The following is a 26,827-nucleotide window of genomic DNA, read 5'->3' as shown; positions in this document are numbered from 1 at the left end:
AATTTGTAATGAGTTCACGTCGAGATTTTTTCACTGGCGCAGCTGCACTGGTTGGCGCCGGCCTGGTGAGCCGCGCCGGCGCGGCCACCCTACCCGAAGCGCCCATCATGACCACCGCGGCCACCCAACCGCCACCGCCGCCGCCCAACGGCCGTCCCTACAACCCGGTCGTCACCCTGAATGGCTGGTCCCTGCCCTGGCGCATGAACAATGGGGTCAAGGAGTTCCACCTGATCGCCGAACCCGTGGTGCGCGAGATAGCACCGGGCATGAAAGCCAACCTGTGGGGCTACAACGGCCAGAGCCCGGGCCCGACCATCGAGGTGGTCGAGGGCGATCGTGTCCGCATCTTCGTCACCAACAAGCTGCCGGAGCACACCAGCATCCACTGGCATGGCCAGCGCCTGCCCAACGGCATGGACGGCGTCACCGGCCTGAACCAGCCCGGTATCCAGCCGGGCAAGACCTTCGTGTATGAGTTCGTCGCCCGCCGCCCGGGCACCTTCATGTACCACCCACACGCCGACGAGATGGTGCAGATGGCGATGGGGATGATGGGTTTCTGGGTCACGCACCCGAAGAATCCGGCCCACCACCGGGTCGACCGCGACTTCGTATTCCTGCTGAACGCGTACGACATCGAGCCCGGCAGCTACACCCCGCGCGTCAACGAGATGCTGGACTTTAACCTCTGGACCTTCAACAGCCGGGCCTTTCCAGGCATCGACACGATGAACGTACGCCAGAATGATCGCGTGCGTATCCGCGTCGGCAACCTGACGATGACCAACCACCCGATCCACCTGCACGGGCACGAGTTCGAAGTCACGGGCACCGACGGCGGCTGGACCCGTCCGGAATCGCGCTGGCCCGAAGTGACGACCGACGTCGCGGTGGGCCAGATGCGCGCCATCGAATTCATCGCCGACGAGCCGGGCGACTGGGCCTTCCACTGCCACAAGTCGCACCACACCATGAACGCGATGGGCCACGACGTCCCGACGCTGATCGGTGTCGACCACCGCGGCGTGGCCGAGAAGATCACCAAGCTGGTACCGGACTACATGGTCATGGGCGAAAAAGGCGGTTCGATGGGCGACATGGAAATGCCAATCCCAGACAACACGCTCCCGATGATGACCGGCCAGGGCCCGTTCGGCGGCGTGGAGATGGGCGGCATGTTCACCGTGCTGAAGGTGCGCCGCGACCAGAAGCCGGGCGACTACAAGGATCCGGGCTGGTACAAGCACCCGGCCGGCACGGTTGCCTACGAATGGAAGGGCGAGCCGCCGACGGCGGTCCGCAACCAGAACGTGGGCGGCCAGTCCATGCCAGCAGCGAAAACGCCCGAGGTGGAAGTCACGGTGCGCAAACCCAAGGGCCACCAGGGCCATCACTGACAACGTCAAGGAGGTGCACTTCATGCTCAATCGACTGATTCTACGATCTACCTTTGCGGCTGCCCTGTCCATGCCGGTGCTGGCAATGGCGGCCGCCCCTGTCATCGAAGTCTTCAAGAGCGAGTCCTGCGGCTGCTGCGCGGCCTGGGTGGACCACCTGAAGGCCAACGGCTTCGCTCCCAAGGTGTCGAACGTCGCCAACCCGTCGGATTACCGTGAACGGGGCGGTATTCCCAATGAGTTGGGCTCGTGCCATACCGCGATGGTGCAAGGCTATGCGATCGAGGGGCACGTACCGGCGAGCGAGATCAAGCGTCTACTGGCCGAAAAGCCGAAGGCAAAGGGAATGGCTGTGCCAGCGATGCCGCTTGGCTCCCCAGGTATGGAAGGTCCGCGGAAGGACCCGTTCGACGTCCTGCTGGTGCAAGCCAATGGCAAGACCAAAGTTTTCAAACACTACAACTGAACCGACTCAACGAAAGGAAACACCATGAACGCATTCTCGAAACTGACACTGGCTATCGTGATGACTGCCGCTAGCACTGTCGCATTCGCGCAGGACTCCCACGCCGGCCATGGCGCGCACGGTGCGGCACATGCGGGCCATGAAGCGCCGGCGGCGGCCGAGCTGACCGATGGTGAGGTGAAGAAGATCGACAAGGAGGCCGGGAAGATCACCCTGCGCCACGGCGAAATCAGGAACCTCGACATGGCTGCGATGACCATGGTCCTGCGCGTGAAGGAAGCAAGCATGCTCGACCAGGTCAAAGTGGGCGACAAGGTCAAGTTCGCAGCCGACCGGGTGAACGGCGCCGTAACCATCGTACAGATGCAGAAAGCGCAGTAACCACAAGCCCGTCCTTCAATTTCTTCCTGCGCGCACAGCGCGTCGGACATTCAGGAGAAATAAATGAAATTCAAGAACTTCATCGTCGCCGCAGCTGCGGCCGTGGCAACGATTGCCGCCCCAGCTGTGCTAGCCCATGCCAAACTGGAAGGCTCGTCTCCCCAGGCCAACAGCGTCGTGAGCCCCGCACCGGCACAGGTGCGCCTGCAGTTCAACGAGCCCCTGGAACTGCCCTTCAGCAAGGTCAGGCTGGTCGACGAGAAAGGGGCGATTGTGGAGCCGTCGAAGATCGCAGTCGATCCCGCCGATGCAAAAGCCCTGATCGCCAGTACGCCCGGACTGCACTCGGGTGCTTACCGTGTGCAGTGGACGACTGTCACTCGCGACGGCCACAAGGTCAAGGGCGAATTCTCGTTCCGGGTGAAGTAATTGGAGTCGGATCTCGCGTCGGCGCAACGCGCCGTCACCGCTTTTCTGAACTTGTTCCTGGCGGTACTTGTCGGCGCGAGCGCCGCAACGCTCTGGCTGCGCACCAGGACCTCCCCATGGGCGCGCAAGATGCTGCCGCGCCTGCGTACGGCCCTGCTGGCGGGAACTGGCGCAGCGATGCTGGCTTATGTCGCCATCCTCTGGATCGAGGCAGCGTCGATGGCCGAAGTCCCGCTCGCCGAAGCGTTGCCCGCAGTACGGTCGGTTATCACGGGAACACACTTCGGGCTCGCATGGATGATCGGTGCCGCCGCGCTTGTTGTTGTGGCGGCGGCCTCCGCGGCCGGAACGCACGTGCAGGCAGCCGCAGCGACGTCCGTGCTCCGGATCGGCGCGATCGGCGTGTTGCTCTATAGCCGCAGCATGGTCAGTCACGCCGGCGCCTCTGGCGACTTCACCTGGGCCGTCGTGGTCGACTGGGTCCACCTGGTGTTGATCAGCATCTGGGTCGGGGAAGTGATCGTGGCGGGCCTGATCACCCTGCGGGTCTTGCCTGACACCGCATCCGGCAGCCGGGCCGACTGCGCCGTCTACGTCGACGCCCTGTCGCGCAGCGCGACCGTCGCCCTGGCGGGCATCTTCGTGACCGGCGCGATCAGCACCTGGCGCGTGCTGGAAAGCCCTGACAACCTGTTCGGCAATCCTTACGGCACGACCTTGCTGATCAAAGTCGGGCTCGTCCTGTGCGCCGCGGCGCTTGGCGGCTTCAATCGTATCGTCGTCATGCCTTCCCTGCTGCGCTCCCTCCAAAAGCCGGGGCAAGAGGCACGCGCTGCGAGCGGCATGTTTGCACGCATCCTCCAGGTCGAGGCAATCGTCCTGGTGGCGGTGCTTATCACAGCGGCGTTCCTGACCTCAACCTCGCCACCTATGGCGTCCTGAACAATAACTATACGAAGGAGCAAACATGTTCAAGAAATCACTGGCAGTCACCATCCTCGCGACCGGTCTGCTCGGCATCCACGGAAGCAGCTTTGCTGCCTCGCCAAAGGAAACCCTTGCAGCTTTCCATGAAGCGCTTGTCAACGGCGACAAGACGAAAGCGCTCGCGCTGCTGTCTCCCGAGATCGCTATCTACGAAGCCGGCTACGTCGAACGCTCGCGCGATGAATATGCGAGCCACCACCTCGGTGGCGACATGCAGTTCGCCAAGAGCTCGACCCGGAAAGTATTGAAGCAGACCGAGCGCGTCGATGGCAACACCGCCATCGTTTGGGAAGAAACGGAGACGACCGGAACCTCACGTGGCCAACCCGTGCACGTGTTCGGCACGGGCACCGCCGTCCTCGAGAAGAAGGGCGACAACTGGTCGATCGTGCACGTGCACTGGTCTTCACGCAAGGCAAAGTGACATTTGGAAGGCGGGCGGTTGCTGCTCGCCTTCCTGCCGGACCCCACCGGGTCCGGCAGCCACCGCATCAGAAAATGTAATCGGATCCGACGGTGCTGATCCCTGCAATGAACGCCGGCTCTTCATTGAACATGAAGTCGGACTGCCGCAGGTCGACCTTGTAGACCCCTTGAAGCAGCACCGAACCGTCCGCGGAGCCATCGCCATCGGTATCCCAGGAGATGAGCGCGCCGGCGTCCACGTCCCGTACCGCTACCTGCTCAGGCAGGATGTCGATGAACGCGATGTGATCGAAGGCGCCCTGCGCTGCGCCCCTGGCTTCGAAGTCGAGCACGATATCGTGGCCGCTGTCGGGCATCACCATGAAGGCATCGGCACCGGTGCCGCCACGAATGGTATCGTTACCCATGCCCCCGTCGATCATGTCGTGGCCGGCGCCGGCGTCGATCGTGTCGTCACCTTCCGCCCCCATCACCTCGTCTTCCCCGTCGCCACCGGCCAACCTGTCCTTGCCCATGCCACCGTCGAGCCTGTCCGAGCCCGCGCCGCCGTCCAGCTGGTCGTTGCCGGCGTCTCCCTGGAGGATGTCGTTGCCCCCATTGCCGAACAGCCGGTCGTCGCCGTCGCGCCCGAACAGCTGGTCCCAGCTCGCGCCGCCATTGAACACGTCGGCGCCGCCCGTTCCTACCTTGACCGTGTAGCGTTCGTCGCCGGTAAAGTCGAAGCCCACGGGTATGTCGCGCCGGAGCATGGCGTCGGCGATGCGGTCGAATGCCGGGTTCGCGCGGTCCGAGCCGGTGATCACGGGGCCTTCCTGGCTCATGGTCGGCCGCTCGGGCGCTGGCCCATCGGCGGCGCGCGAGGACGGAGGAAGTTCGGGAGAATCGGCGAACATGAAGTCGTCCTGCGACAGATCGGCCATCTTTACCCCGTTAAGGAGTACTGACCCACCGTTCCAGCTGACCTCGACGCCGTCAGCCGTATCGGCAAAGGACAGGTCGCCCCAGCTCAGGCCTTTGATCGCCAGGTGGTCGAACATGCCCGGCCCTGCTGTAAAGTCCCTGATCACGTCGTGTCCGCTATCGGGCGAAATCATGAAGGCGTCGGCGCCGCGGCCGCCGATCAGGATGTCATTGCCCGGTCCGCCGTTCAGGTCACCATGACCGTCGCCTTCGTCGAGAAGGTCGTTACCGATGCCTCCCATCAACCCGTCGGCTCCCGCACCACCGAACAGCCTGTCATTGCCCTTACCGCCCACAAGGCGGTCGCCGCCGTCACCGCCTACCAGCAGGTCGGTACCGCCATCGCCGAACAGATTATCGTTCCCCGCGCCGCCGCTCAGCGAGTCCGTACCGGCGAGCCCCCAGAGGTAGTCGCGCGCAGCGCCGCCGAGGAAATGATTGGGACCACCGGTTCCAACCTTGATGGCGTAATCGTACGGTGCCATACCGGCGTCGAAATCAAACGATAGGCCAAACCTGGCATGCTGCTCCGCCACCCGCTCCAACGCTTGTGCGCCCGCATCACGCTGGCGTGCGTCCGATGTATCCCGCTCTCGATCCATGTTCTTTGCCATTATCTGTCCTCCTAAAACTGAATGTGTGGCATTCCAGGGACGACCGCGGCCGTCCCGGTGCGATTAATGGGATGCCGAGTGGGTACCAAGCGACGATCCGGCGCCGGAGCCCGACTGGGCCATGCTGCGGCACTCCTGGGCACAGCGCCGGCAAGCCGTGGCGCAGTCCTGGCAATGCTGGGCCTGATGCTGTGCACACTCTTCAGCACAGGCGTCGCAGATGGCGGCGCACAGCTGGCATACCTGCATCGCGTGTTCGGTCGAACGGCTCATCAGTTGGGCGGCAAGTCGACACATGGCCGCGCATTCATTGTCCAGCTCAATACAGCGGGCCATCATCTTCGGATCCGGCTCCTGCAGGCACGCTGCGGCGCAGGTGTCGCATGCCTGCGCGCAGTCATAGCAGGCCTGGATACAGGATTGGAATTGAGTTTGATTCATGATCTTTCTCCTTGCATTGGTTGAGAGTTCGCCTCTTTCAGGTTCCTGCACGCCTCTCAGCGCGTCGTTCGGCTCATGCGGCCGCTACGCTTCCCCAGCTGGAATCAGAACCAGAACCGCACGCCGGCGACGGCCTGCACTTCGTTCCTGTCCCCGCCACTGTGCCTGGTGATGTCGGCCGTCCTGCCGAACTGCCTGCTCCAGGTCACCCCGACATAGGGCGCGAACTGGCGGGTGACTTCGTAGCGCAGGCGCAGGCCGGCGTTGATGTCCGATAGTCCGCTGCCCGTGCCACCTTCTAGGTCGCTCCGGCTGTACAGGTTGGCCGCCAACTCGGGTTCCAGGATCAGGCGGGACGTGAACAGGATTTCGTATTTGGCGTTCAGGCGCGCGGCAAAGCCGCCGCCCGGACGCCAGTAGGCGGTGGCCTCGGTCTCGAACCAGTACGGCGCCAGTCCCTGCACGCCGAACGCGAGCCAGTTGCGGCTTGGACCCTCGCCGCTGTCGTGCCGAATGCCGAGCTGTGTGCTCCAGAAAGGCGCAAAGGCCCGGTCCCAGAGCAGCTCGGTGCGCGCCGCTTCCAGCGCCCCGCCCCGCCGTTCTCCTTCGACCTTGACCCACGCCTTGTTGTAGTCGTTGCCGTACCAGGCCTCGATCTCGACGTTCTGGCTACGCTCGCCGTCGCCTTTGGCCGCCTCGGCCTTATCGACCAGTACCTTCCAGAATGGCGCGTTGTCATTCATCTCATGGTTGCCGAGGTGAGCAAACCGCGTGCCTTCGTTGTAGGCGCTCGGGTCGCGCGTATCGGCCGGCGGTGGACCGCCCTGCATTCGGCCCATCTGCATCTCGTGCGCACCACTCGGCGCCGCGTTGGTCCGATCCGGTTGCGCCATTGCGTCGTGCGTGGCCGACGGTGACGAACCAGTCGCAGGCCCATGACCCATTGCCGCATGGTCGATGGGCTGCCCCTGTCCGGCCGTAGCCTGTTCCTGTGCGGGAGGCGCCGGCGGCGGTGTCATGTGTCCTGCATGCGCCCCGCCGTGGCCCTCATCCTGGACTTGTTTGGGGCGCGGGGCGGATTGCGCAGTCCCTACCGCGGAAGCGGGGCTGCCATGGCCCATCGCCGCATGGTCTGGCTCGGTTGCCTGACGGGTGGCGCCCTGCTCCTTCGCCATACGCGTCCCGTGTCCGGCATGGGCGTCTCCATCCCCTTGGTGCGGGTCTTGCTTTATTGGCTGGCTAACTTGCTGCGTGGCCGCCTCCTGCGCCGCAGCGACCTGCGGGAGTATCAAGGCGAGCGCCAGGGCGTAAGGGATCGGCCCCTTCAACTGGTTTTTCATGATACGACTACCTCCCTGAACATGCCTGCTTCCATGTGATAGAGCAGGTGACAGTGGAACGCCCAGTGGCCGGGCGCATCAGCGGTCACTCGGAAACTGACGCGCTTGGCCGGCTGCACATTGATGGTGTGCTTGCGGACCTGGAACTGGCCCGATTCCGACTCCAGCTCACTCCACATGCCGTGCAGGTGGATCGGATGATTCATCATCGTGTCGTTCACCAGGACGATACGCAGGCGCTCCCCATGCCTGAAGCGGATGGGCAGCGACTCTGAGAATTTCTGGCCGTCGAAAGACCACATGAAGCGCTCCATGTTCCCGGTCAGGTGAAGCTCGATTTCGCGGGACGGCTCACGCGGATCGACCGGCCCGCCGATGGTGCGCAGGTCAGCGTAGGTCAGCACCCGGCGGCTGTTGCCGCGCAGGTTCACCCCGGGATCGTCGAGGTTCGTCCTGGGCATGTCGACGCGCATGTCGACGCCTGGACCGTATTCCGTGCGCGCGTGGGTAACCCTGGGCGGGTGGATCGCCCTGCTTGTCGCAGGAGCGGCCGGCGTCGTTTGGCCTGCATGCGGATCCCCGGCCGTTGCCGCATCCTGTGCATGCCGCATCGCTCCCCCGCCCGCCCCATGGGCGCCGTGCGCGCCGGACATCGCCATGGCGCCCATCATGTCGACCATCGTCAGCCACTGCGCTTCATCGATGTCGGGAACGGGCGCCTGCATGCCCGGACGGGGCGCCAGCGTTGCCCGCACCGATCCGGAACGGCCGATCGACTGTGCAAAGATCGTGTATGCCCGGTCCTCGGCCGGCTCGACGATCACATCATAGGTTTCCGCGACCGAGATGCGCATCTCATCGACCGTGACCGGCTCGACATCCTGCCCGTCGGCGGCGATCACGGTCATCTTCAGGCCGGGAATGCGCACGTCGAAAATGGTTGTCGCGGCGCCGTTGATAAAGCGCAGCCGCACTTTCTCGCCGGGGCGGAACAGCCCAGTCCAGTTAACGTCCGAGGTCGCGCCGTTGATCAGATAGCGCAGCGCGCCGCCGATGTTCCGGCTCGCCGTCACGTCGCTGAAGTCCGTGGGCATCATACGCATCTGGTTCCACATCTTGCGCTTCTCGACCGCTGCGGCAAGCCCCATCTTCCGAATGTCGCTGTAGAACTCCCCGAAGGTCGGCTGCTTGTTATTGAAGAAGTCGCTCATCTTCTTCAGCTTGGCCAGGACGCGCTCGGGCTTTTCATCGGTCCAGTCGGACAGCATGACCACATGCTCGCGCTCGGCGCGGACCCGCTCTCCTCCCTTGGGAAGCACGACGATCGGGCCGTACAGGCCAGTCTGCTCCTGGAGGCCCGAATGGCTGTGATACCAGTAAGTCCCGGACTGCCTGACCTGGAACCGGTAAGTAAAGGTCTGGCCCGGAGCGATCCCTGAAAAGCTCAGCCCCGGGACGCCGTCCATGTCGGCCGGCAGCAGGATGCCGTGCCAATGGATCGAACTGACCGCTGGCAGGCGATTTGTGACACGGATCGTGACGGTGTCGCCTTCGTTCCAGTAAAGGGTCGGTGCCGGCACCTGGCCGTTGACGGCGGTGGCGATCCTGTCGGCGCCGGTGTAGTTGACGGGGGTCGGTCCGATGACCAGGTCGAAGTCGGTTCCGCGCAATGCGCCGCGGTCGCTTTGCTGCGCGAACAGCAGGCGCGGGCTCAGCCCGGCGAGCCCGGCCGCTGCGCCAAGTCCCCGCAGAAAACGGCGGCGCCAACTGCTCTGGCATTTGGCATCCAGTTCCAGCCCATTCATGTCACTCTCCAATCAGCAAAGAAGTATCTGCTTTCGATGCGCGAGCAGGACGCTGCGGTCCGCGCATCGGATATCCGCATCGAAAATTTTTCTGGAAATGCGCGAAATAGAGGACGTGAAACCTACGGCAGAAAAGGATGTGCCGAGCGGGCGTCACGCCACACAGGCGCGCTGGTCCTTGTCACGATAAGAGTGACAGTGCGGCTCTAGGAGGTCGATCGAGTCGGGCCGGAACCGGCCCGGTGAAGGAAGGGGAAGACTGGGGGTGCACGATCTGCGCAGGGGCCTGCGCGGCTGCTACGGTTACCACGGGCGGAGGGGCATAGCTGCCGATACAGCATCCGGAGCACTTTCCGCAGCTCGAACACTTGTGGCTTTCCATGCTTTCGCAGTCTTCGCCGGACATCGGATTGCTGGCAGAAGCCATCGACATGTCGTCCTGCATCCCACCGCCCGCCATTGTTGACATCATGTCAGGCGCAGGGTACACACTTGCCTCAGTGCTATCACTTGCCAGCGAGGCGTGCGCCATGGCGCACTGAAACCTCGTGACCCCGGCGATACTTTGTATCGGCAGAGAGACGAACAGGAAACACAATAACAATGTCCGTAGCCTATGACGCATGTGACGAATCTAGCATGTCCCACACGTGCGGCGCACACGTTTCGCCAGGGCAGCATGTCGAGGGAGGCCGAGTGCCTTGTTACTCGGCAAGCCTAGCAGGCCATCCCTTGCTGTCCCGGCCTCGCTGGTCTTACGTCAGCACAGAAGAGCAAGCTGAACGTCAGACCTTGAAATCGTCGAACGCGACCTGCGCATCCTCTACCCCCACCTCCCGCAGCATCCTGCGCGTAGCGTCCAGCATCGCTGGTGGACCGCAAACGTAGAAGTCGAGCGAAGCGATGTCGCCGCGACCGCGCAGCAGACCGTCGCAGACCGCCTCGTGCACGAGGCGCACCTGTCCGCCTTCTTCGCCTGCCGCCTCGGAAAGTACCAGGTGCCAGCGGAAGTTCAGGTGCTCCCTGGCGAACGCTTCCATCTCCTCGACATAGGGCGCATCGCGCAGGGTGCGCGCACCGTACCAGAAATGCAGCGGCTCGCCAGCGCCCTTCGAGAGAAGTTCATGGAGCATGGCGCGCAACGGCGCCATGCCCGCCCCGCCGCCGATGAATACCTTCTCGCGGTGGCCGGGCTTGAGCGCGAAGTCGCCGAATGGCCCGCTGAAGTGGACCTCGTCGCCTTCCCTGAGCGTGTACATGTAGCCGCATCCCCGGCCTGGCCTATCCCCGGGCATGAAGCGCACGAGGAAGGACAGCTGGCCATCCACCTGCTCGACCGGAACGGAGATCGAATAGCAGCGGCGCACCGGCGCATCGTTCACCAGTTGCGCCAGGCCGCCCACGGCGCGCCAGTCCTCGCGGTGGTGCTCCGGAACGTCGATTTGACTGGCCTCGCGCGCATAGGCCGGCACGTGCACCTGCACGTAGGCGCCGGGGCGGCAGTCGATCGGACGCTGCGGCCGCAGCGTGATCTCTCGCAGGAACGGGGTCAGCGCCTTGATCCCGGTGACCGTCGCGGCATGCTCCTCCTGCAGCGCGGCGGTGTCGGCTACTTCGATGTCGAGGCTGCGCTTCACGGGAAGGTTGCACGCGAGCCGGTAACCTGCCGCGAGCTTCTGCGGCGACAGCAAAGCCCGGTCGGCAGCCGTAGGTTCGGGCGCCAGGCCGACGCAGCGGACTTCGCACAGGCCGCAGCTTTGCCCGCCCCCGCAATTGGACGGTAGCTGCAGGCCCGAGCGCGCAAGTGCGCGGAATACGGTGTCGCCTTCCGCCGCATCGATCGAACGCGTTACCTGCCCAGCGCCGCCGAGCAGGTTCACGCGGCGCTGCCTTCGCCAGCGCGCCGGCACGAACTCGGCCAGGCGAACGCTGGCAAACAGGAGCCACACGCCGCTCAATGCCATCCACAGGCCACCGACCGCACTCGACACCAGCAGCGGATTGTTGAAGTCGATGCGCTCACTGTAGTCCATGATGTGGAGCATCCAGAAGATATCGAACAGCCGCCAGGTGCTGTTGCGGTGCTCGAGCACGTTGCCGGATACGCTGGAGACGTAAACCGTCGTGTCGTCCGCATCGGCGAAGTCGACGCGCCATACTGGTTCCTTGTGCGCACGGGCCTCCAGCGAATAATTCAGCAGGCGGGGCGTCGCCGGCTTCCCGCTGCCGGAATACGAAGCGCTCGCGATCGCCTGTGCGAGCGGCGCGTCGACCGCCACTGCACGGCCGTCGGTCGCGCTGACCAGCCAGCTGCGCTTGTCGTTCTGGAGGCGGTACACGGGCCGGTCGAGCAGCCAGCCGGAGGTGATTGCCATGACCTTGTCGGTACTCGCAACAAGCACCTCTTCCGGGGCCAGCACGCTCGCGGGCCAGGTGGCGGGTGCCGGCGGCTTGATGCGGAACTCGCGTCCCTGCACCTTGTTCGCATCGAGCAGGCTCATCATCACACCACTCGACATCCACAGCAGGAACTGGACCCCGATGATCAGGCCAACCCACTTGTGCAGCTTTCTCATCCAGTGGCTCATGCCTCCTTCCTCCTCTGGAAGCTGTAGAAGAGCAGCCACAGGCCGCTCAAAGCGAATGCCAGACCGCTGATCGACGCGACCCGCAGCAGGGTATTGTTGACGTTCTCGCGCTCTTCATAATCCATGATGTGGAACATCCACACGAAATCGAACCATCGCCACAGTTCATGACGCCGTGCGACCAGGTCGCCCGAATACGGCGAGTAGTACAGCGTGCTCTTGCCTGGCTCGTCATAGTGCACGGCCCACAGCGGCACCGGCCGCGCGCCGACCTCCTGGGGTGCCTTGGTGACCCACTCGATGCCGCGAATGCTGCCCTCCCCCACGTAGGCGGCGTCGGCCAGCGCTGCGATGCTGTCCCGGTCGAGCGGACTGATGGTCTTACCGCTAGTCGCATCGATCAGGCTCGTCGTCTTGCCCTGCTTGATTTCGTAGACCTCCTTGCCGAGCAGGACCTTGAGACGAAGCGACGTGATGCCGGGGTGGTCGACGTGAAGCTGCGCCTGCGTGATCCGGCGGCTGGAAGGGTCGAGACGTTCGGTCGGTACGTGGGCCAGGTGGTCGCCATGGATCACGTCCAGCGGCACCACGACCATGTAGAGGCCGCTGATCATCCATAACAGGGCCTGCACCCCGATGACCAGTCCGATCCATTTGTGGGCGCGGCGCACCCAGAAAGCTGATTGCATAGTATTGACAGTTGGATGAGTAACCCGGCCCGCGCAACGGGGCCGGGATCGAAACGACCGGCTAAATATCACGGCCAGCGATCAAAACCTGTAGCCGAGCCGGACATGCCAGCGGCGTCCGAGCAGGTCATAGGTCATCGTGTCGGTATTGCCGTCGGTCCAGCTCTGGATGTATGGCGGACGCTTGTCGAAAAGGTTATCGACGCCGAACGAGAGCGCTAACGCCTTGCTGACGGCGTATTTGACGCTAGCGTTATGGTACAGAATGCTCGGCGCACGGGCGCCGATGTCTTCCGGTGCCGCATTGATATCGTCAGCCTTGCCGATGTGCTGGACCGTGTACGATCCCGACCATGGTCCCTTTGCCATGGTCAAGGACGCGGTCGAACGCCATTTCGCATAGCTGCCGCGGCCGCCAGTAATCTTGCCCGCATATTCGATCACCTCGCCGCCGGGGAACGGCGCAACGTCAAAGCGGTTCAGGCGCGACACGTCGGCCTGCAGCGACGAGGTCCAGCCGAACAGCGAGAAGTCATACAGTGCGCCGATGTCGATACCCGAGACGCGCTGCTGCGCCGCATTGGCTGGCTGGGACGAGAGGAGATTGATCTCGCCGGTACGGGGGTCGCGCGTGAAGCTGGTCGGGCTGCAGAAGATATGGCTCAGGCCAGGCGAGTTGTAGCAAACCGAGAGCTTGGTCGACCCCGGCACGGTCTCGATCGCATTATCGATCTCGATGTTGAAGTAGTCGAGCGTCAGGGTCAGCGATTTCACCGGTGTCCAGACCGCGCCCACCGTGAAGGTGTCCGCTTCTTCCGGTTCCAGGTTCGGATTGCCTCCGCCGGTAGTCAGGATCGAGGGACCGAACTGGCGGAAGCCAACCGGCACGCCCGACGCCTGGCAGTTCTTGTAGACCACCGAATTCGGGTCCATCGTATTCCAATTGTTGCATGGGTCCGTGGTCGTCAGATTGCCTTCCGACACGCCGCCGAATAGTTCGGGGACGTTTGGAACGCGGAACGCAGTCGACCGGTTGGCGCGCACCTTCAGCGACGGGATGACCTGCCAGTCCAGGCCAAGCTTGTAGGTGCCTTGGGAGCCGAACAGGCTATAGTCGGAATAGCGCGCGGCCGCATTCAGGGTCAGCGCCTGCACCAGCGGCAGCTTCGCCAGCAGCGGAACGGACAGTTCGGCGAAGACTTCGCGTGCGCTGTACTCGCCGGCGATCGGATCCATGGCGTTTGTGTTGGCGGCGCCCGAGACGATCAGGCTGTCGGGATCGCGCCAGCCCTGCTCGCGGCGATATTCGAAGCCGGAGGCGAAACCGACCGGGCTGGCCGGCAGCGAGAACAGCTCGCCGCTGACGCTGGCATTGAAGCTTTTCTGATCGTTGCCGCCGTGGTCGCGTGTGGTGAAGTGGATGTAGTCCAGGACAGCCGGGCTGAGGTTTCCATAGCCCAGGTAGTTACCGCAAGGTGCGGCCGTCGGGCTCTTGCCGCAGGTGGCGGCATTCAGGGTTGCGTCGACGCGGTCGAGGTTGATGATGTTGGTCATCCCGTCGATACCGGTGTTGCGGCCCCAGTTCAGCGATGCCGACCAGTCCCAGGTATCCGCAAGCCTGCCCTTGAGTCCGGCGACGACGCGGAAGGTGTTCGTCTCCTGGAAGAAGTAGCGCGGTCCGACTTCTGCAACCCGACGGCGCTCCAGCGTCAGGTCCTGGCCGGTTGGATTGGTCGGGTGGCCCGCTGCGATATTGATCGGGCGGTATACACCGATGGCGCCCGGCGTTGCCAGCTGTTCGGATTTCCGGTTCGTGAACATCAGTTCGGTGAACAGGTCCACCTGGTCGTTCAGGCGGAGGTTGCCGAAGGCGCTGACTCCGATCCGTTTGATCGGGTTGACCGCGTTCAGGAAGGGGTTACTGTTGTAGGCGTGCTTGGCCGCGCTGTACGTCTCGAACCCGCGCGGATTACCGTTGGGATCCTGGTTGAAGTTGACACGGCGGCCGTCGGCCAGGCGTGCACGGCCGCCGATGGTCGAGGAGCTTCCCGAGCAGACCAGCTTTCCCTCCTCCTCGAACAGCGAGCATGGTGCGCGCGACGCCAGGTTGACCGGCTCGCTCTCGGAATAATTCAGGGAGGAGACGAGCGATCCGCGCTCGCCGCGCATGCCCCACACCAGGTCGACGGATTTCTCGGCGCCGTCGCCGCGATCGGTCTTACCGTACCGGACCAGGGCGTCCACGCCGTCGAAGGCCTTCTTGGTAATGATGTTCACCACGCCGGCCACGGCATCGGCGCCGTAGATCGCCGAGGCGCCGTCCTTCAGCACTTCGATGCGTTCGATCATCGCGACCGGGATCATATTCAGGTCGACCGAGCTGTTCGCGCCCGTTCCGCCCGAGACGACGCGCCGCCCGTTGAGCAGTACCAGGGTTCGATCGATGCCGAGGCCACGCAGGTTTACCTGGGTGGTCCCGTAGCCGTTGCTGGTCCAATAGGCGCTCGATTGGTTGCCGGCGGTACCGGCCGAGGACGGCAGGCGCTGCAGGAGGGTTTCGACTGAGATCGCCCCCGAACGCTGAATGGTCTCAGCGTCGATCACCGTCACCGGGCCCACTCCCGAAATCTGCTCTTGGCGGAGGTTGATCCGGCTACCCGTGATCTGGACACGTTCGATCCCGGGGCTGGAGGCCGGATCAGCGGCAGTTGCAGGTTGCTGTGCGTTTGCGCCCTGCTGCACCATCATTAATGCGAGCGCTGCTGTGGTTGCTGGGATGTACTTGTAAGCCATTTACCCTCCGGGTTTTGTTGTTGTGAAGACTCAGGATCAGCCATGGCTCGACGCACACGGCACAGACGAAACGACAATGAACGCAAGTTGTATATACAGATAAACGCTTTTTTAATTTATTCGCAAAATCGAGCCTGCGCAACAAAAAGCTATTTGTGCGCGAATTCGCCACATAAAAAACTGAAAAATCGATTTGTACCGATGCTTGTTTGAGTTATCGCGACTTTGTCGTCAACAGGCAAAGCTCCGCCCGTGTGCGCGGCGATATCGCTCACGCAGCTCGCATTCGATGGCATGACATCAACCCGAATAGCCTTTCAGCCCTGCAGGCTGTCGGACCGTGGACGAGCGAAAATTAACTCGGCCTGGGGCGATTGCACATGGGTATGGCGTCGACTGGCGGAAACGGAACGTCGTACTGTTGGTCTCGGTCGTCAGGGATGCACGATGACGCTGCGCGCTTTGTACCCAAAGCGGCAGCCAACGACAAGATCATCCGCACACGTCGTTCTCGACGCATGTTGATCAGGCAACTCGAGGAGGACGTTCTATGCGGGCAGGAATATGCCCGGGGAAGGAAGTGAGTGAGGATTGCTGGGTGTCGCTTACCGCTTCCTCCACAGCGGTGCCTGAAACGACTGGAGGTGGTGCGGACGCGCCAAGGCAGCAGCCCGCGCAGGTCCCGCAACTGGCGCGCTGGTGACCGCTATCGCATTCTTCGTCAGATTGGCTGACGTCCTGCATAGCGGTGACATCGTGCTCATGCGATTGTTCGTGCGTGCCTTGGTGCATCATCTCCGCCATCGGCATTTCGTCCGGCTGGACACTGCCTTCGTTCTGGGGATGATGGCTCATGCCGCATTCGAACCTCGCCACTCCCGCGATGCTTTGCATGGGCAGGGATACGATGAGGAGGCACAGGAAAAATAGCCGCAACCTATTCCGCATGTAATCAATGTAGCATGACACAGCGAGGATCGGCACTGATTTTGTTGCACCTGCGATAAATTATCGCCAGGCATCGGATGCTCTTCAGACGCGTCTTACGCTTGATCGCTCTCACCCTTGCATGAGCAGCTCTGTCGCGGTGCTCCCGTTTTAGCAACACCCTTCGCGAAGTGTCGAAATAGATCGCATACGGCTTACAATGGAGAAACAGTCCATTGACGGAGTTGCCATGCCTGATGTCGTTTCGGTACCGCCTGAAGCCAAGCCTGCACCGCTCTTTTCGCTCGATCTGGGCGCCAACGGCGGGGTACTCGCACCGCGCACTTCAGATGAGCTCAGCAGCTGGATCCAAAAAGAGGTGTCGTTCTGGACTTGGCTCGGCAATTTAAGTATGGGTTCGCATCACGAAGCCGCGACCCAGGGATACCGGGCCTTGGCCAATGCCATAGGACAGTTTAACGAGGCACTGCAATACCAAGGCTCAAACACCAGTGCCTTCAACGAACGCCTTGCGAACGTCAAGCTAAACCTGTCCTCGGCATATCTCACACATGGGCTGCCACACAGCACATCGAAACTGGCCAGGAAGGTCGAACAGCTTCGCCAGGCCAGCCCTCAACGCGCACTGGCATATCTGTTCACGCAGCTTCCAAACCCCAACCACTATCAATTCGAAGCACGCGATTTCCAATCCTGGTCCGGTTTCATCGAAGGCCTGGCGGAGCGCACCAAGATTGCCGATATTCCGAAGTCGGCCCTGCGAGCGGCGACAGAGGGTGTTGACGAGCTGCGCACCAAGGTGGAGCACCTCATCGCCGAGAAGCAGGGTGAACTGGATCAGCTGCACAGGACGTACGCTGACCTAACCCAATCGATGGCGAACAAGGAGCTGCACCGGACCGAGACCTGGGACCGGTTTATTGAAGACGCCGGCAAGCGGCATGAAGACGCCATCGCAGACCATGAACAGCGCATGAACAACATCGAATCCGTGTTCCGGGAGAAGATGGCCCTGCGCGGCCCTGTCGAGTACTGGTCCAAGCGCCAGGATCACCACAAGGACTACGCCGTCGGATTCGGTATCCTTTCCTTCATCCTCATTGTCATGGGCGGCGGCGGGCTCGCGTGGTGGGCGTCGAGGGTGTTTGGCGCGATCCCGGACAACGGCAACCCCAAGGCGTGGCAACTGGCCTCGCTCGTGATTGTGGCCGTGTTCCTGACATGGGCAATTCGTCTCGTGATCCGACTTTTCCTCAGCCATTCGCACTTGCGCACGGATGCGGCGGAACGGGTAGTCATGACGCAGACCTATCTCGCGCTGCTCGAGGAGAACAAGCTGGCCGAGGAAAAGGATCGCACTCTGATACTGGGAGCCCTGTTCCGTCCAGCCTCTGACGGCATGGTCAAGGAAGAAAGTATCCCGCATCCCATGCTCGAAGCGCTGACTCGGCTTGGCGGTAAGAGCTGAATGACTCTTGCACGTGCTCGACACAAACTGTTCAGCTGGACCGGACTCGGTGAACTTACACGTGACAGGCTCACTTCGTTTATCAGTACGCACGTCGCGCCGACAGATCGACGCTGGATGATGACAAACATCGACAGCAAGTGCCTCTACCATCGAAACGACGTTGCGCTGCAGATCTCCAAGCCCGTGGCAGACGACAATAGGTCAGCGTGCGATCGGAATGGGCGCTACGCGTCGTACCCGGCATGGCGCAGCAACACCGGGTCGGCATTTCCTCCGGCAATGCACGACAGTAGGCAAGAAAGGCATTATGCACGCAATCCGGGGTATTCAGGCCGGCGACGGTGGCCCATAATACGGTGCGACGCCACGCAATGCCTGGGCCTCGCAACCAACATAATCGTTCGCGTACCAGGCTTTTGGTGATCGCTCTGGCCTACCACGCATAACGTCAGCGTGCGGCACTGCGTGCTATACTTTTCGCATGGCAGCTCGACGACTTATCTTTTTCGTCCTAACAATCCTAGTTCTCCAGTTAAGCTGGACGACGGTTGCTGCCTATTGCTCGCACGAGACTGGTCGAGCGGCCCAGCATTTCGGACATCATTCGTCCGAAAGCGATGCCGATAAACTCGTAAGTGTCGACAAAGACAAGCCGGCGGGCGCGATAAAAAAGCTGTCGCTGCACTCGCACTGTTCGTCCTGCGCACACGTGACCCTGTCGTTTGACGGCCTGCCCGGTGCATTAGTCGTCGTTGAAGCGGTACGCCTCGTGCCTGGAACATCCTCGCTCCAGTTCTCGTCCTCCTACTCCCCGCGCCCTGAACGGCCCCAGTGGATCTCCGCCGTCTGATTCGGCGGCGAACCGTGTAAGCATCCAATTTCGAATTGTCCGCTAGCGCCTCGAACGGCGCCGGCACGCGTCGCTGCTGAATAGCCTTCGTTTTCCATAACCGGAGTTATTCATGCATCTCAAGTATTACGTCCTTGGGGCGGCTGCGCTATTTGCGCAGACGCTGCCCGCTGCTGCCCAGGTAAGCGCGCAGCCAGCAGAGAGCCTCCCATCCGTGCAACGCGCGGGATCGCCGGGCGCTGCCCTGACGCTCGACCAGGCGATCGCAAAGGCCTTCGCCGCCAACCCGGGGCTACGCGCGGCTGCCCTCGACATCGCGATCGCCGCAGGGGCCCGTCGTCAAGCCGGTGTTTTCCCCAATCCTGAAGTTTCATTCGTCCGGGAGGGAACCCAGCGCGGTACCCGCACCCAGACGGTCCAACTGAGCCAGGTTCTTGAACTGGGCGGTAAGCGTTCGGCGCGGATCAAGCTCGCCGACAGTGAACGCAGCCTCGCAGCCGGCAACCTGGACGTCGCTCGCACGGATCTGCGTGCAGAGGTCACAACCGCGTATTTCGACGCACTGGCGGCGCAGGAACGGGCGCAGCTCGCGCAAGCGTCCCTTGACGTGGCCAGCAAGGCGGCAGGCGCCGCTTCCAAGCGCGTTGCCGCCGGCCGGGTTTCGCCGCTGGAGGAGGATCGCGCCAGTGTCGCGCAGGCAGGAGCCCGGGTCGACCTGGCCCAGGCCCAGTCGGAGTGGAAGGTCGCCTTGACCAAGCTTGCCGCCTACTGGGGAGACACCAGTCCGGCCCCTGCATCCTTGGCCATTCCGGAGCTGGACCTGGCCCCGGCGCCGGCGCTTGACGAGTTCGAACGGCGGCTCGAGAACCTCCCGCAAATGCGCCGTGCACGGCTGCAAGTGCAGCGCGAACAGGCGCAGGTCGGCGTCGATCGCGCACAGCGCATGCCCGACCTGACCCTCATCGTCGGCAGCAAGAAAGACGACGAGATCGGGCGCTCGCAAACCGTGCTCGGCATTTCCGTGCCACTACCGCTGTTCAACCGGAACCAGGGTTCACTGCAGGCTTCGCTTGCAAGAAGCGAAAAGGCACAGGCCGAACTCGAAGCCGAGCGCGTGCGACTGCGTCAGGAACTGGCCAGCACACACCAGCGCGCGCAGCTCGCCCGCGAACAGGTGCGCACCATGCGCGAGGAAATCCTGCCGGCGGCACAGCGCGTGTTCGACAAGACCGTGACCGGATTCGAGGCCGGCAAGTTTGGTTTCCTTGATGTGCTCGAAGCCCAACGCACGCTCCTTTCGACACGCACTCAATACCTCCAGGTGCTCTATGAGCGCTATCGCGCCCTTGCTGACCTTGGCCGCTACGCCAGCAGCGACGCTGGAACGTTACCAGATAACAGGAACACCCCATGAAGTTCAACATCGATAAGAAGACCGCTTTTTCCATCGCCACCATACTCGCCGTTGGCCTGGTGCTGGCGATGGCAATCCTATTGTGGAAAAAGGAGCCGTCCGCGGTAGAAGGCGAAAACGAAGGCGAGCGTGCCGAGGAGACCGGCGGCAAAGCGCCCGGCGCCGAACGCGCGGACAAGCCTGGGCTGATAGCAATGACGCCGCAGCAGGTGCAAAGCGCAGGAATCGTACTTGCGAGCGCGGGTCCCGCCAGCATCGACAGCACCGTCACCCTGCCCGGCGAAGTACGCTTTAACGAAGACAGGACAGCCCACATCGTGCCGCGTGTGGCAGGCGTCGTCGAATCGGTATCGGCCTCGCTAGGGCAGGAAGTGAGCAAGGGCCAGGAACTCGCCGTCATCGCCAGCGCCGAGCTGGCCGAACTGCGCAGCGCCGCCCTTGCCGCCGGCAAGCGGCTGGAACTGGCGCGCGTCACCTACGAGCGCGAAAAAAGACTGTGGGAAGACCGGATCTCCGCGCAGCAGGATTACCTGCAAGCCGAACAGGCGTACCGGGAGGCCCAGATCGAGTTGCAGTCCGCCCGTGCGAAGCTGACGGCGCTGGGCGCTGCGACCTCGTCAAGCGCAGTCAACCGCTATGTGCTGCGCGCACCGTTCAACGGTGTCGTCGTCGAAAAACACCTGGCCCAGGGCGAGGCTGTGAAGGAAGACGCGAACGTCTTTCTCGTCTCGGACCTCTCGTCCGTTTGGGTTGAAATCGCGGTGGCGCCCAAGGATCTGCAGTACGTGCGCGTCGGTCAGGCTGTAACGATCAAGCCCGCTGGTGGCAGCGCAGCGGTCGACGGCAAGGTGAGCTACGTCGGCAGCCTGCTTGGAGAGCAGACCCGCACCGCGACCGCGCGTGTCGTTATCGACAACCCGGGCCGCGCCTGGCGCCCGGGACTGTTCGTCAATGTCTCGGTCGTGCGCGGCAAGACGGAGGCGCCGGTAACGGTAGCAACGGATGCCGTGCAAACCATCGACGGCAAACCAGTCGTGTTCGTCAAGGCCCCCGAAGGCTTCCAGGCCAGGCAGGTAAGCACGGGAGCCAGCGACGGCAAAGTCATCGAAATCAAGGACGGGCTGGTAGCAGGCACCCAATACGTCGCAACGGGCAGTTTTGTCGTCAAGGCGGAGCAGGCCAAGGGCTCTGCCGAGCACGAGCACTGACCGAGGACCTCCCATGTTCGAACGAATTATCCGTTTTGCCATCGAACACCGATGGCTCGTGATGCTCGCGGTCGTCGCCATGGCGGCAGTCGGCATCTACAATTACCAGAAGCTGCCGATCGACGCGGTTCCCGATATTACCAATGTCCAGGTCCAGATCAACACGTCCGCCCCCGGCTACTCGCCGCTCGAGGCCGAGCAGCGCGTTACCTTCCCGATCGAAACGGTCATGGCGGGCCTTCCCGGTCTAGAGGAAACGCGATCACTCTCGCGCTATGGCCTGTCGCAGGTGACCGTCATTTTCAAGGACGGCACCGATATTCACTTCGCCCGCCAGCTGGTGAACCAGCGAATCCAGGAAGCACGAGATAATCTACCCGCCGGGGTCGTACCCATGATGGGACCGATTTCGACCGGTCTGGGCGAAATCTACTTGTGGACCGTGGAAACCGAGGCGAACGCGAAAAAGCCGGACGGCACGCCGTACACGCCGACGGATCTGCGCGAAATCCAGGACTGGATCATCAAACCGCAGCTGCGCCAGGTGAAGGGCGTCACCGAGATCAATTCCATCGGTGGGTTCGCCAAGGAATACCTGATTGCGCCGGATCCGGCCAAGCTCAGTTCGTACGGCCTGTCACTGGCCGATGTCGTCGGCGCGGTCGAGCGCAACAACAATAACGTGGGTGCAGGCTACATCGAGCGCCGCGGCGAACAGTTCCTGATCCGCGCTCCCGGCCAGGTCCGTTCGCTGGACGACTTGCGCAATACCGTTGTCACCAACGTCAAGGGCGTAGCGATCCGCATCCGCGACGTCGCAAGCGTCGACATTGGACGCGAATTGCGCACTGGAGCGGCGACCGAAAACGGGCGCGAAGTCGTGCTGGGCACGGTGTTCATGCTCATCGGAGAGAATAGCCGCGCTGTTGCGCAAGCCGTGAGCGAAAAGATGGTCGAAGTGAACCGGTCGCTGCCCAAGGGCGTGATTGCAGTGCCGGTCTACGACCGCACGGTCCTGGTCGACAAGGCGATCGCCACGGTCAAGAAGAACCTGCTCGAGGGCGCCGTTCTCGTCATCGTCATTCTTTTCCTTTTCCTCGGCAACATCCGGGCCGCCATCATCACCGCAATGGTGATCCCGCTGGCGATGCTGTTCACTTTTACTGGCATGGTGTCCTACCGGGTCAGTGCCAACCTGATGAGCCTGGGCGCGCTCGACTTCGGGATCATCATCGACGGCGCCGTGGTCATCGTCGAGAACTGCGTCCGGCGCCTGGCGCATACGCAGGAACACCATCGTCGCGAACTGACGCTCGCCGAGCGCTTCCACGAGGTCTTCGCGGCGGCGAAAGAAGCCCGGCGCCCGCTCCTGTTCGGCCAGCTCATCATCATGGTGGTCTATCTGCCGATCTTTGCCCTCTCGGGGGTCGAGGGCAAGATGTTCCACCCGATGGCATTCGCCGTGGTGGCCGCACTGGTTGGCGCGATGATCCTGTCGATCACCTTCATTCCGGCCGCCGTCGCCCTGTTTATCGGAAAACGTGTCGCGGAGAAGGAAAACCGGATCATGACGATGGCCAAGCGCGCCTATGAGCCGGTCCTGGACAAGGTGCTGCGCAACGGCGCCGTGGTCGTGACGGGCGCGATCGTGCTTGTGGCTCTGTCAGGCTTGCTGGCCAGCCGCCTGGGCAGCGAGTTCATCCCGAACCTCAACGAAGGCGACCTTGCGCTGCAGTCGCTGCGTATTCCGGGAACGAGCCTGACGCAGTCGGTCGAGATGCAGAAGAAGATCGAGGCTGGACTGAAGGCGAAATTCCCCGAAATCGACCGGGTCTTTGCACGCACGGGCACTGCGGAAATCGCGTCCGACCCGATGCCACCGAATATCTCCGACGGCTACGTCATGCTCAAGCCCGAGTCCGAGTGGCCGGCGCCACGCAGGACGCGGGCCGAGCTGATCGAGGCGATCGAAAAGGAAGCGGACAAGTATGCCGGCAACGCCTATGAGTTTTCGCAGCCGATCCAGCTACGCTTCAACGAACTCATTTCCGGCGTGCGCAGCGACGTGGCGGTCAAGGTATACGGCGACGACATGGCCGTGCTTGAGGCAACAGGCAAGGAGATTGCCGCAGTGCTGGGACGCGTGGCCGGCGCGGCCGAGGTAAAGGTGGAGCAGACCGGCGGCCTGCCGATGTTGACCATTGATATCGACCGCGAAAAGACGGCACGCTTTGGATTGAACGTAGGCGACGTCCAGGAAGCACTGGCCATTGCCACTGGCGGTCGGGATGCCGGCACGATGTTCGAGGGCGATCGCCGATTTGACATCGTCGTGCGCTTGCCTGAAACCTTGCGTACGGACCTCGACGCGCTCCGGCAGCTGCCGATCCCGCTGCCGGCCGCCGAAGGAAGGGCCACGTCTTATATCCCACTGGGCGAAGTCGCCTCGCTCGAATTCACGCCGGGCCCGAACCAGATCAGCCGGGAGAACGGTAAGCGCCGTATCGTCGTCAGTGCCAACGTGCGTGGACGGGATATCGGCAGCTTCGTTCCCGAAGCCGCCGCCGCCATTGCCCGCGACGTCAAGATTCCAGCCGGCTACTGGACGAGCTGGGGCGGGACCTTCCAGCAGCTGGAGTCGGCCACCACCAGGCTACAGCTTGTTGTACCGCTGGCCCTGTTCATCGTCTTCACGCTGCTATTCATGATGTTCGGGAACATCAAGGACGGTTTAATCGTCTTCACGGGCATTCCATTCGCCCTGACCGGCGGCGTGATTGCGCTGGCCTTGCGTGGCATTCCGCTGTCGATATCGGCGGCCGTCGGGTTCATCGCGCTCTCGGGTGTGGCGGTCCTGAACGGCCTGGTCATGATTTCCTACATTCGCACCCTGCGCGAAGAAGGCATGGGGCTTGACAAGGCCATCACGCACGGCGCCCTGACCCGTCTGCGTCCGGTCTTGATGACGGCGCTCGTCGCCTCGCTGGGCTTTGTCCCGATGGCGATCGCGACCGGCACCGGGGCCGAAGTACAGCGTCCCCTGGCAACCGTCGTCATCGGGGGCATCCTGTCGTCGACAGCCCTGACTCTGCTTGTCCTGCCCTTGCTGTACCGCTTCGCTCACCGAAAGGATAGTGATGAGGTACCGGTGACTCCCGAGAAGATTCTCGTCCATTAACGTGAGCGGGCCGCGTAGCGCGCGCAGCCCTGTTCGGGAGAATCGATGAGTTTGCACAATGAAATCGGGCCAGATATGCGCGCTCCGAGGCTAGCGCGGGCCGATCTGCTCGCCCAGGCAGTCGCCTTGTCAAGCAGCGGCGTTGGCGGCTATGTGCTGGAGAGCGTGGTACTGGTCGCCTGCGCTGCGCATCATCTGGCGGGCATCGGATTCCGAATGCTTATCGGGGCGGCTTGGCAGGAAAGACCCCAGCCGGTTCAACGTGCAAGAGCATTTACAGCGGTGCAGGTGGTGATCTGGGCCTGTTGCCTGCTTCTGGCCGTTGGCGTGGTGCCCATGGGTGCCCACAGCATCTTCCATGCCGACTCTCTCGCGTCGCTTCAAGTGGCTGTGTATGCCTTGCCGGGAGTGGCTGCCGCAGTAACCTCGGCTTTATTGGTAAGGCCAGCTCGGCAAGCAGGCCTGAAACATTCTGGGGTGGATGCCTGGCTTGCAGCTGTGCCCAGCGCCTTGGCGTTCGCAGTGGCCTTCAGTGGGCCTCAGGCACAGGCCGGCACGATTGACGCGGCAGTGGGCGTGGCGATCGTGTTGCTACTTCCGTTGCGTGCCCTGCTTCACCTGGGGCGGCTTTTGAACTGAAAAGCTGGTGAAACCAGTTGCGGATTATTCAGCGAGGAAAGGAGGCAGCGATGAAGGCAGTCCAGCAGCAAGCAAGCAGCTCGCCCAGCCAGCAAGTGTTCGACACGTTTATTAGTGGGGCCTTGCGATTCGTTTGCGGTTCGTCGCGCGGGCGCAAGAAGTGACACGATAGGGGCTCGGCGTGCAGTCCGGGAATGGATTAACAACAATGGGAGGAGCAATAATGGGTTCAGGACATTCACACGCAGCACAGCCGGGACAGAACGAACGGCCACTATGGATCGCGCTCGTACTGACCACGGCATTTCTGATCGCCGAGATCATTGGCGGGATCGTGACGGGCAGCCTGGCACTGATCTCCGATGCGGCGCATATGTTCACCGACACGGCCGCACTCGCAATCTCCCTTGCAGCGATCCGGATCGGCAGACGTCCTGCCGACAGCGAGCGCACTTTCGGCTACTACCGTTTCGAGATTCTGGCTGCGGCCTTCAACGCGTTACTCCTGTTTGGGGTGGCGATCTACATCTTGTACGAGGCCTGGCAACGCCTTCGTAACCCGCCCGAGATCCAGTCCGGCACCATGCTGGTGGTGGCAGCGTTTGGCCTGGTCGTCAATCTCATCAGTATGCGCCTGCTGTCGAGCGGCAAGGACAGCAGCCTCAACGTCAAGGGGGCATACCTCGAGGTCTGGAGCGACATGCTCGGCTCGATCGGCGTCATCCTTGGCGCCCTGGTCATTCGCTACACCGGCTGGAGCTGGGTCGACTCCGTCATTGCGGTCGCCATCGGATTGTGGGTCTTGCCACGGACCTGGACCCTGCTCAAAGCGAGCATGAATGTGCTGCTCGAAGGGGTACCCGAAGGACTCGGCCTTGCCGACGTCAACGAGACCATTGTACAAATCCCGGGCGTGGCCAGCGTGCATGACCTGCACGTGTGGTCGATCACGAGCGGGAAGGCAAGTCTGACCGCGCACGTGGTTCACCAGAGCGGCGTGACGGATGTGCAAGCACTGTTGGTGCGGATCCGGGAAGTGGTGTCGTCGAAATATGACATTCACCACAGTACCATCCAGATCGAGGCGACTCCATGCGAACAAGCGGCGCAAGAGCATAGTTTCGGTCCGAACACGGGTACCGATCACGCAGACCATGATGGCCACGCGCACGAGCATGAGGAAAAGGGAGAAAAACGATGATCGACTACATCAAAGGGAACTTGATCGAGGCGCGCAATGCGCTGGATCGTCTCATCAACGAGGATGCACAACTCGACAATATCGCACGCGCCGCCGACCTCCTTGTCGACACGTTGCGCGGAGGAGGACGTGTGATTTCCTGCGGCAACGGCGGCTCGATGTGCGACGCCATGCACCTGGCCGAAGAACTGTCAGGGCGCTTTCGAGACGACCGTCCGGCCATGGCGGCGGTGGCCATCAGCGACCCGAGTTACATCAGCTGCGTGGCCAATGACTACGGGTACGAGCACGTCTTCTCGCGCTTTGTTCAAGGCAACGGCAAACCCGGCGACTTGCTCTTCGCCATCAGCACGAGCGGCGGCAGCGCATCCGTCGTTCGCGCCGCGCAGGCGGCCCACGCCAATGGGATGCGCGTGGTCGGCCTGACAGGCCGGCCAGGTTCCGCGCTCGAGCAGCACGCAGACGTGTGCGTCTGCACCGCGGCCGGCCGCTATGCCGACAGGGTGCAGGAACTGCACATCAAGGTGATCCACATCCTGATCGAGCTTGCCGAGCGCGCGCTGCAGCCGGCCAACTACCCCGAGAAGCCGTGAGACGCT

Annotated in this window: 21 protein-coding genes; 14 read left to right on the top strand and 7 right to left on the bottom strand. The window is 62.7% G+C overall.

Features of this window, described 5'->3' with window-relative positions:
* Positions 1 to 8 precede the first annotated feature (8 nt).
* The 6 genes from LQ564_RS10605 to LQ564_RS10580 all read left to right on the top strand — a co-directional run bounded on the left by LQ564_RS10605 (position 9) and on the right by LQ564_RS10580 (position 4,087).
* The gene (locus LQ564_RS10605; RefSeq protein ID WP_231058059.1) at positions 9 to 1,400 is read left to right on the top strand and encodes a multicopper oxidase family protein; all 1,392 of its coding nucleotides are present in this window, start codon (positions 9 to 11) and stop codon (positions 1,398 to 1,400) included.
* Between the two features lie 22 nt (positions 1,401 to 1,422).
* Positions 1,423 to 1,866 (top strand): DUF411 domain-containing protein, encoded by a 444-nt coding sequence (locus tag LQ564_RS10600; RefSeq protein WP_231058058.1) that lies wholly within the window; start codon positions 1,423 to 1,425, stop codon positions 1,864 to 1,866.
* 24 nt (positions 1,867 to 1,890) lie between these two features.
* Positions 1,891 to 2,247, top strand: coding sequence for a copper-binding protein (locus LQ564_RS10595; protein WP_231058057.1), 357 nt, complete (start codon positions 1,891 to 1,893; stop codon positions 2,245 to 2,247).
* Positions 2,248 to 2,310: 63 nt separating this feature from the next.
* Positions 2,311 to 2,676 carry a copper homeostasis periplasmic binding protein CopC gene (gene copC / locus LQ564_RS10590; protein WP_231058056.1) on the top strand — a complete coding sequence of 122 codons (366 nt, stop codon included), beginning with the start codon at positions 2,311 to 2,313 and terminating at the stop codon, positions 2,674 to 2,676.
* Positions 2,677 to 3,618 carry a CopD family protein gene (locus LQ564_RS10585; RefSeq protein ID WP_231058055.1) on the top strand — a complete coding sequence of 314 codons (942 nt, stop codon included), beginning with the start codon at positions 2,677 to 2,679 and terminating at the stop codon, positions 3,616 to 3,618.
* A gap of 25 nt (positions 3,619 to 3,643) precedes the next feature.
* On the top strand, positions 3,644 to 4,087 hold the full coding sequence (locus LQ564_RS10580) for a YybH family protein (RefSeq protein WP_231058054.1): 444 nt from the start codon (positions 3,644 to 3,646) through the stop codon (positions 4,085 to 4,087).
* A gap of 67 nt (positions 4,088 to 4,154) precedes the next feature.
* Here the strand turns inward: LQ564_RS10580 and LQ564_RS10575 are convergent, their stop codons facing one another.
* The 7 genes from LQ564_RS10575 to LQ564_RS10545 all read right to left on the bottom strand — a co-directional run bounded on the left by LQ564_RS10575 (position 4,155) and on the right by LQ564_RS10545 (position 15,319).
* Positions 4,155 to 5,663 (bottom strand): calcium-binding protein, encoded by a 1,509-nt coding sequence (locus tag LQ564_RS10575; protein WP_231058053.1) that lies wholly within the window; start codon positions 5,661 to 5,663, stop codon positions 4,155 to 4,157.
* 63 nt (positions 5,664 to 5,726) lie between these two features.
* On the bottom strand, positions 5,727 to 6,104 hold the full coding sequence (locus tag LQ564_RS10570; RefSeq protein ID WP_231058052.1) for a four-helix bundle copper-binding protein: 378 nt from the start codon (positions 6,102 to 6,104) through the stop codon (positions 5,727 to 5,729).
* Between the two features lie 104 nt (positions 6,105 to 6,208).
* A complete protein-coding gene (locus tag LQ564_RS10565) occupies positions 6,209 to 6,934 on the bottom strand; it encodes a copper resistance protein B (protein ID WP_231058051.1) in 726 nt (241 codons plus the stop codon).
* A gap of 506 nt (positions 6,935 to 7,440) precedes the next feature.
* Positions 7,441 to 9,249 (bottom strand): copper resistance system multicopper oxidase, encoded by a 1,809-nt coding sequence (locus LQ564_RS10560; protein ID WP_231058050.1) that lies wholly within the window; start codon positions 9,247 to 9,249, stop codon positions 7,441 to 7,443.
* A gap of 785 nt (positions 9,250 to 10,034) precedes the next feature.
* Positions 10,035 to 11,837, bottom strand: coding sequence for a 2Fe-2S iron-sulfur cluster-binding protein (locus tag LQ564_RS10555; protein ID WP_231058049.1), 1,803 nt, complete (start codon positions 11,835 to 11,837; stop codon positions 10,035 to 10,037).
* Positions 11,834 to 12,526: a PepSY domain-containing protein gene (locus LQ564_RS10550; protein ID WP_231058048.1), complete on the bottom strand. Its 693-nt coding sequence runs from the start codon at positions 12,524 to 12,526 to the stop codon at positions 11,834 to 11,836. The genes LQ564_RS10555 and LQ564_RS10550 overlap by 4 nt, the downstream gene beginning before the upstream one ends.
* 81 nt (positions 12,527 to 12,607) lie before the next feature.
* On the bottom strand, positions 12,608 to 15,319 hold the full coding sequence (locus LQ564_RS10545) for a TonB-dependent receptor (protein ID WP_231058047.1): 2,712 nt from the start codon (positions 15,317 to 15,319) through the stop codon (positions 12,608 to 12,610).
* Positions 15,320 to 16,018: 699 nt separating this feature from the next.
* Here LQ564_RS10545 and LQ564_RS10540 point away from each other — a divergent pair.
* From LQ564_RS10540 to LQ564_RS10505, 8 genes are all read left to right on the top strand, one after another.
* Positions 16,019 to 16,249, top strand: coding sequence for a hypothetical protein (locus LQ564_RS10540; protein ID WP_231058046.1), 231 nt, complete (start codon positions 16,019 to 16,021; stop codon positions 16,247 to 16,249).
* Between the two features lie 247 nt (positions 16,250 to 16,496).
* A complete protein-coding gene (locus tag LQ564_RS10535; protein WP_231058045.1) occupies positions 16,497 to 17,735 on the top strand; it encodes a DUF6161 domain-containing protein in 1,239 nt (412 codons plus the stop codon).
* A gap of 965 nt (positions 17,736 to 18,700) precedes the next feature.
* Complete coding sequence (locus LQ564_RS10530; protein WP_231058044.1) at positions 18,701 to 20,002, top strand: TolC family protein; 1,302 nt, start codon at positions 18,701 to 18,703, stop codon at positions 20,000 to 20,002.
* Complete coding sequence (locus LQ564_RS10525; RefSeq protein WP_231058043.1) at positions 19,999 to 21,210, top strand: efflux RND transporter periplasmic adaptor subunit; 1,212 nt, start codon at positions 19,999 to 20,001, stop codon at positions 21,208 to 21,210. Before LQ564_RS10530 ends, LQ564_RS10525 begins: the two co-directional genes overlap by 4 nt.
* A gap of 13 nt (positions 21,211 to 21,223) precedes the next feature.
* Positions 21,224 to 24,388 carry a CusA/CzcA family heavy metal efflux RND transporter gene (locus LQ564_RS10520; RefSeq protein ID WP_231058042.1) on the top strand — a complete coding sequence of 1,055 codons (3,165 nt, stop codon included), beginning with the start codon at positions 21,224 to 21,226 and terminating at the stop codon, positions 24,386 to 24,388.
* 45 nt (positions 24,389 to 24,433) lie between these two features.
* Entirely contained in the window at positions 24,434 to 25,027 is a 594-nt protein-coding gene (locus tag LQ564_RS10515) for a hypothetical protein (RefSeq protein ID WP_231058041.1), read from the top strand.
* Between the two features lie 223 nt (positions 25,028 to 25,250).
* Entirely contained in the window at positions 25,251 to 26,228 is a 978-nt protein-coding gene (locus LQ564_RS10510) for a cation diffusion facilitator family transporter (protein ID WP_231058040.1), read from the top strand.
* On the top strand, positions 26,225 to 26,821 hold the full coding sequence (locus tag LQ564_RS10505; protein WP_231058039.1) for an SIS domain-containing protein: 597 nt from the start codon (positions 26,225 to 26,227) through the stop codon (positions 26,819 to 26,821). Before LQ564_RS10510 ends, LQ564_RS10505 begins: the two co-directional genes overlap by 4 nt.
* Positions 26,822 to 26,827 lie beyond the last annotated feature (6 nt).

It is taken from the genome of Massilia phyllostachyos (assembly GCF_021044825.1).
GTDB lineage: Bacteria > Pseudomonadota > Gammaproteobacteria > Burkholderiales > Burkholderiaceae_D > Telluria > Telluria phyllostachyos.
Note: the sequence above shows the minus strand (reverse complement) of the source record. Positions and strands in the feature narration are given on the sequence as shown.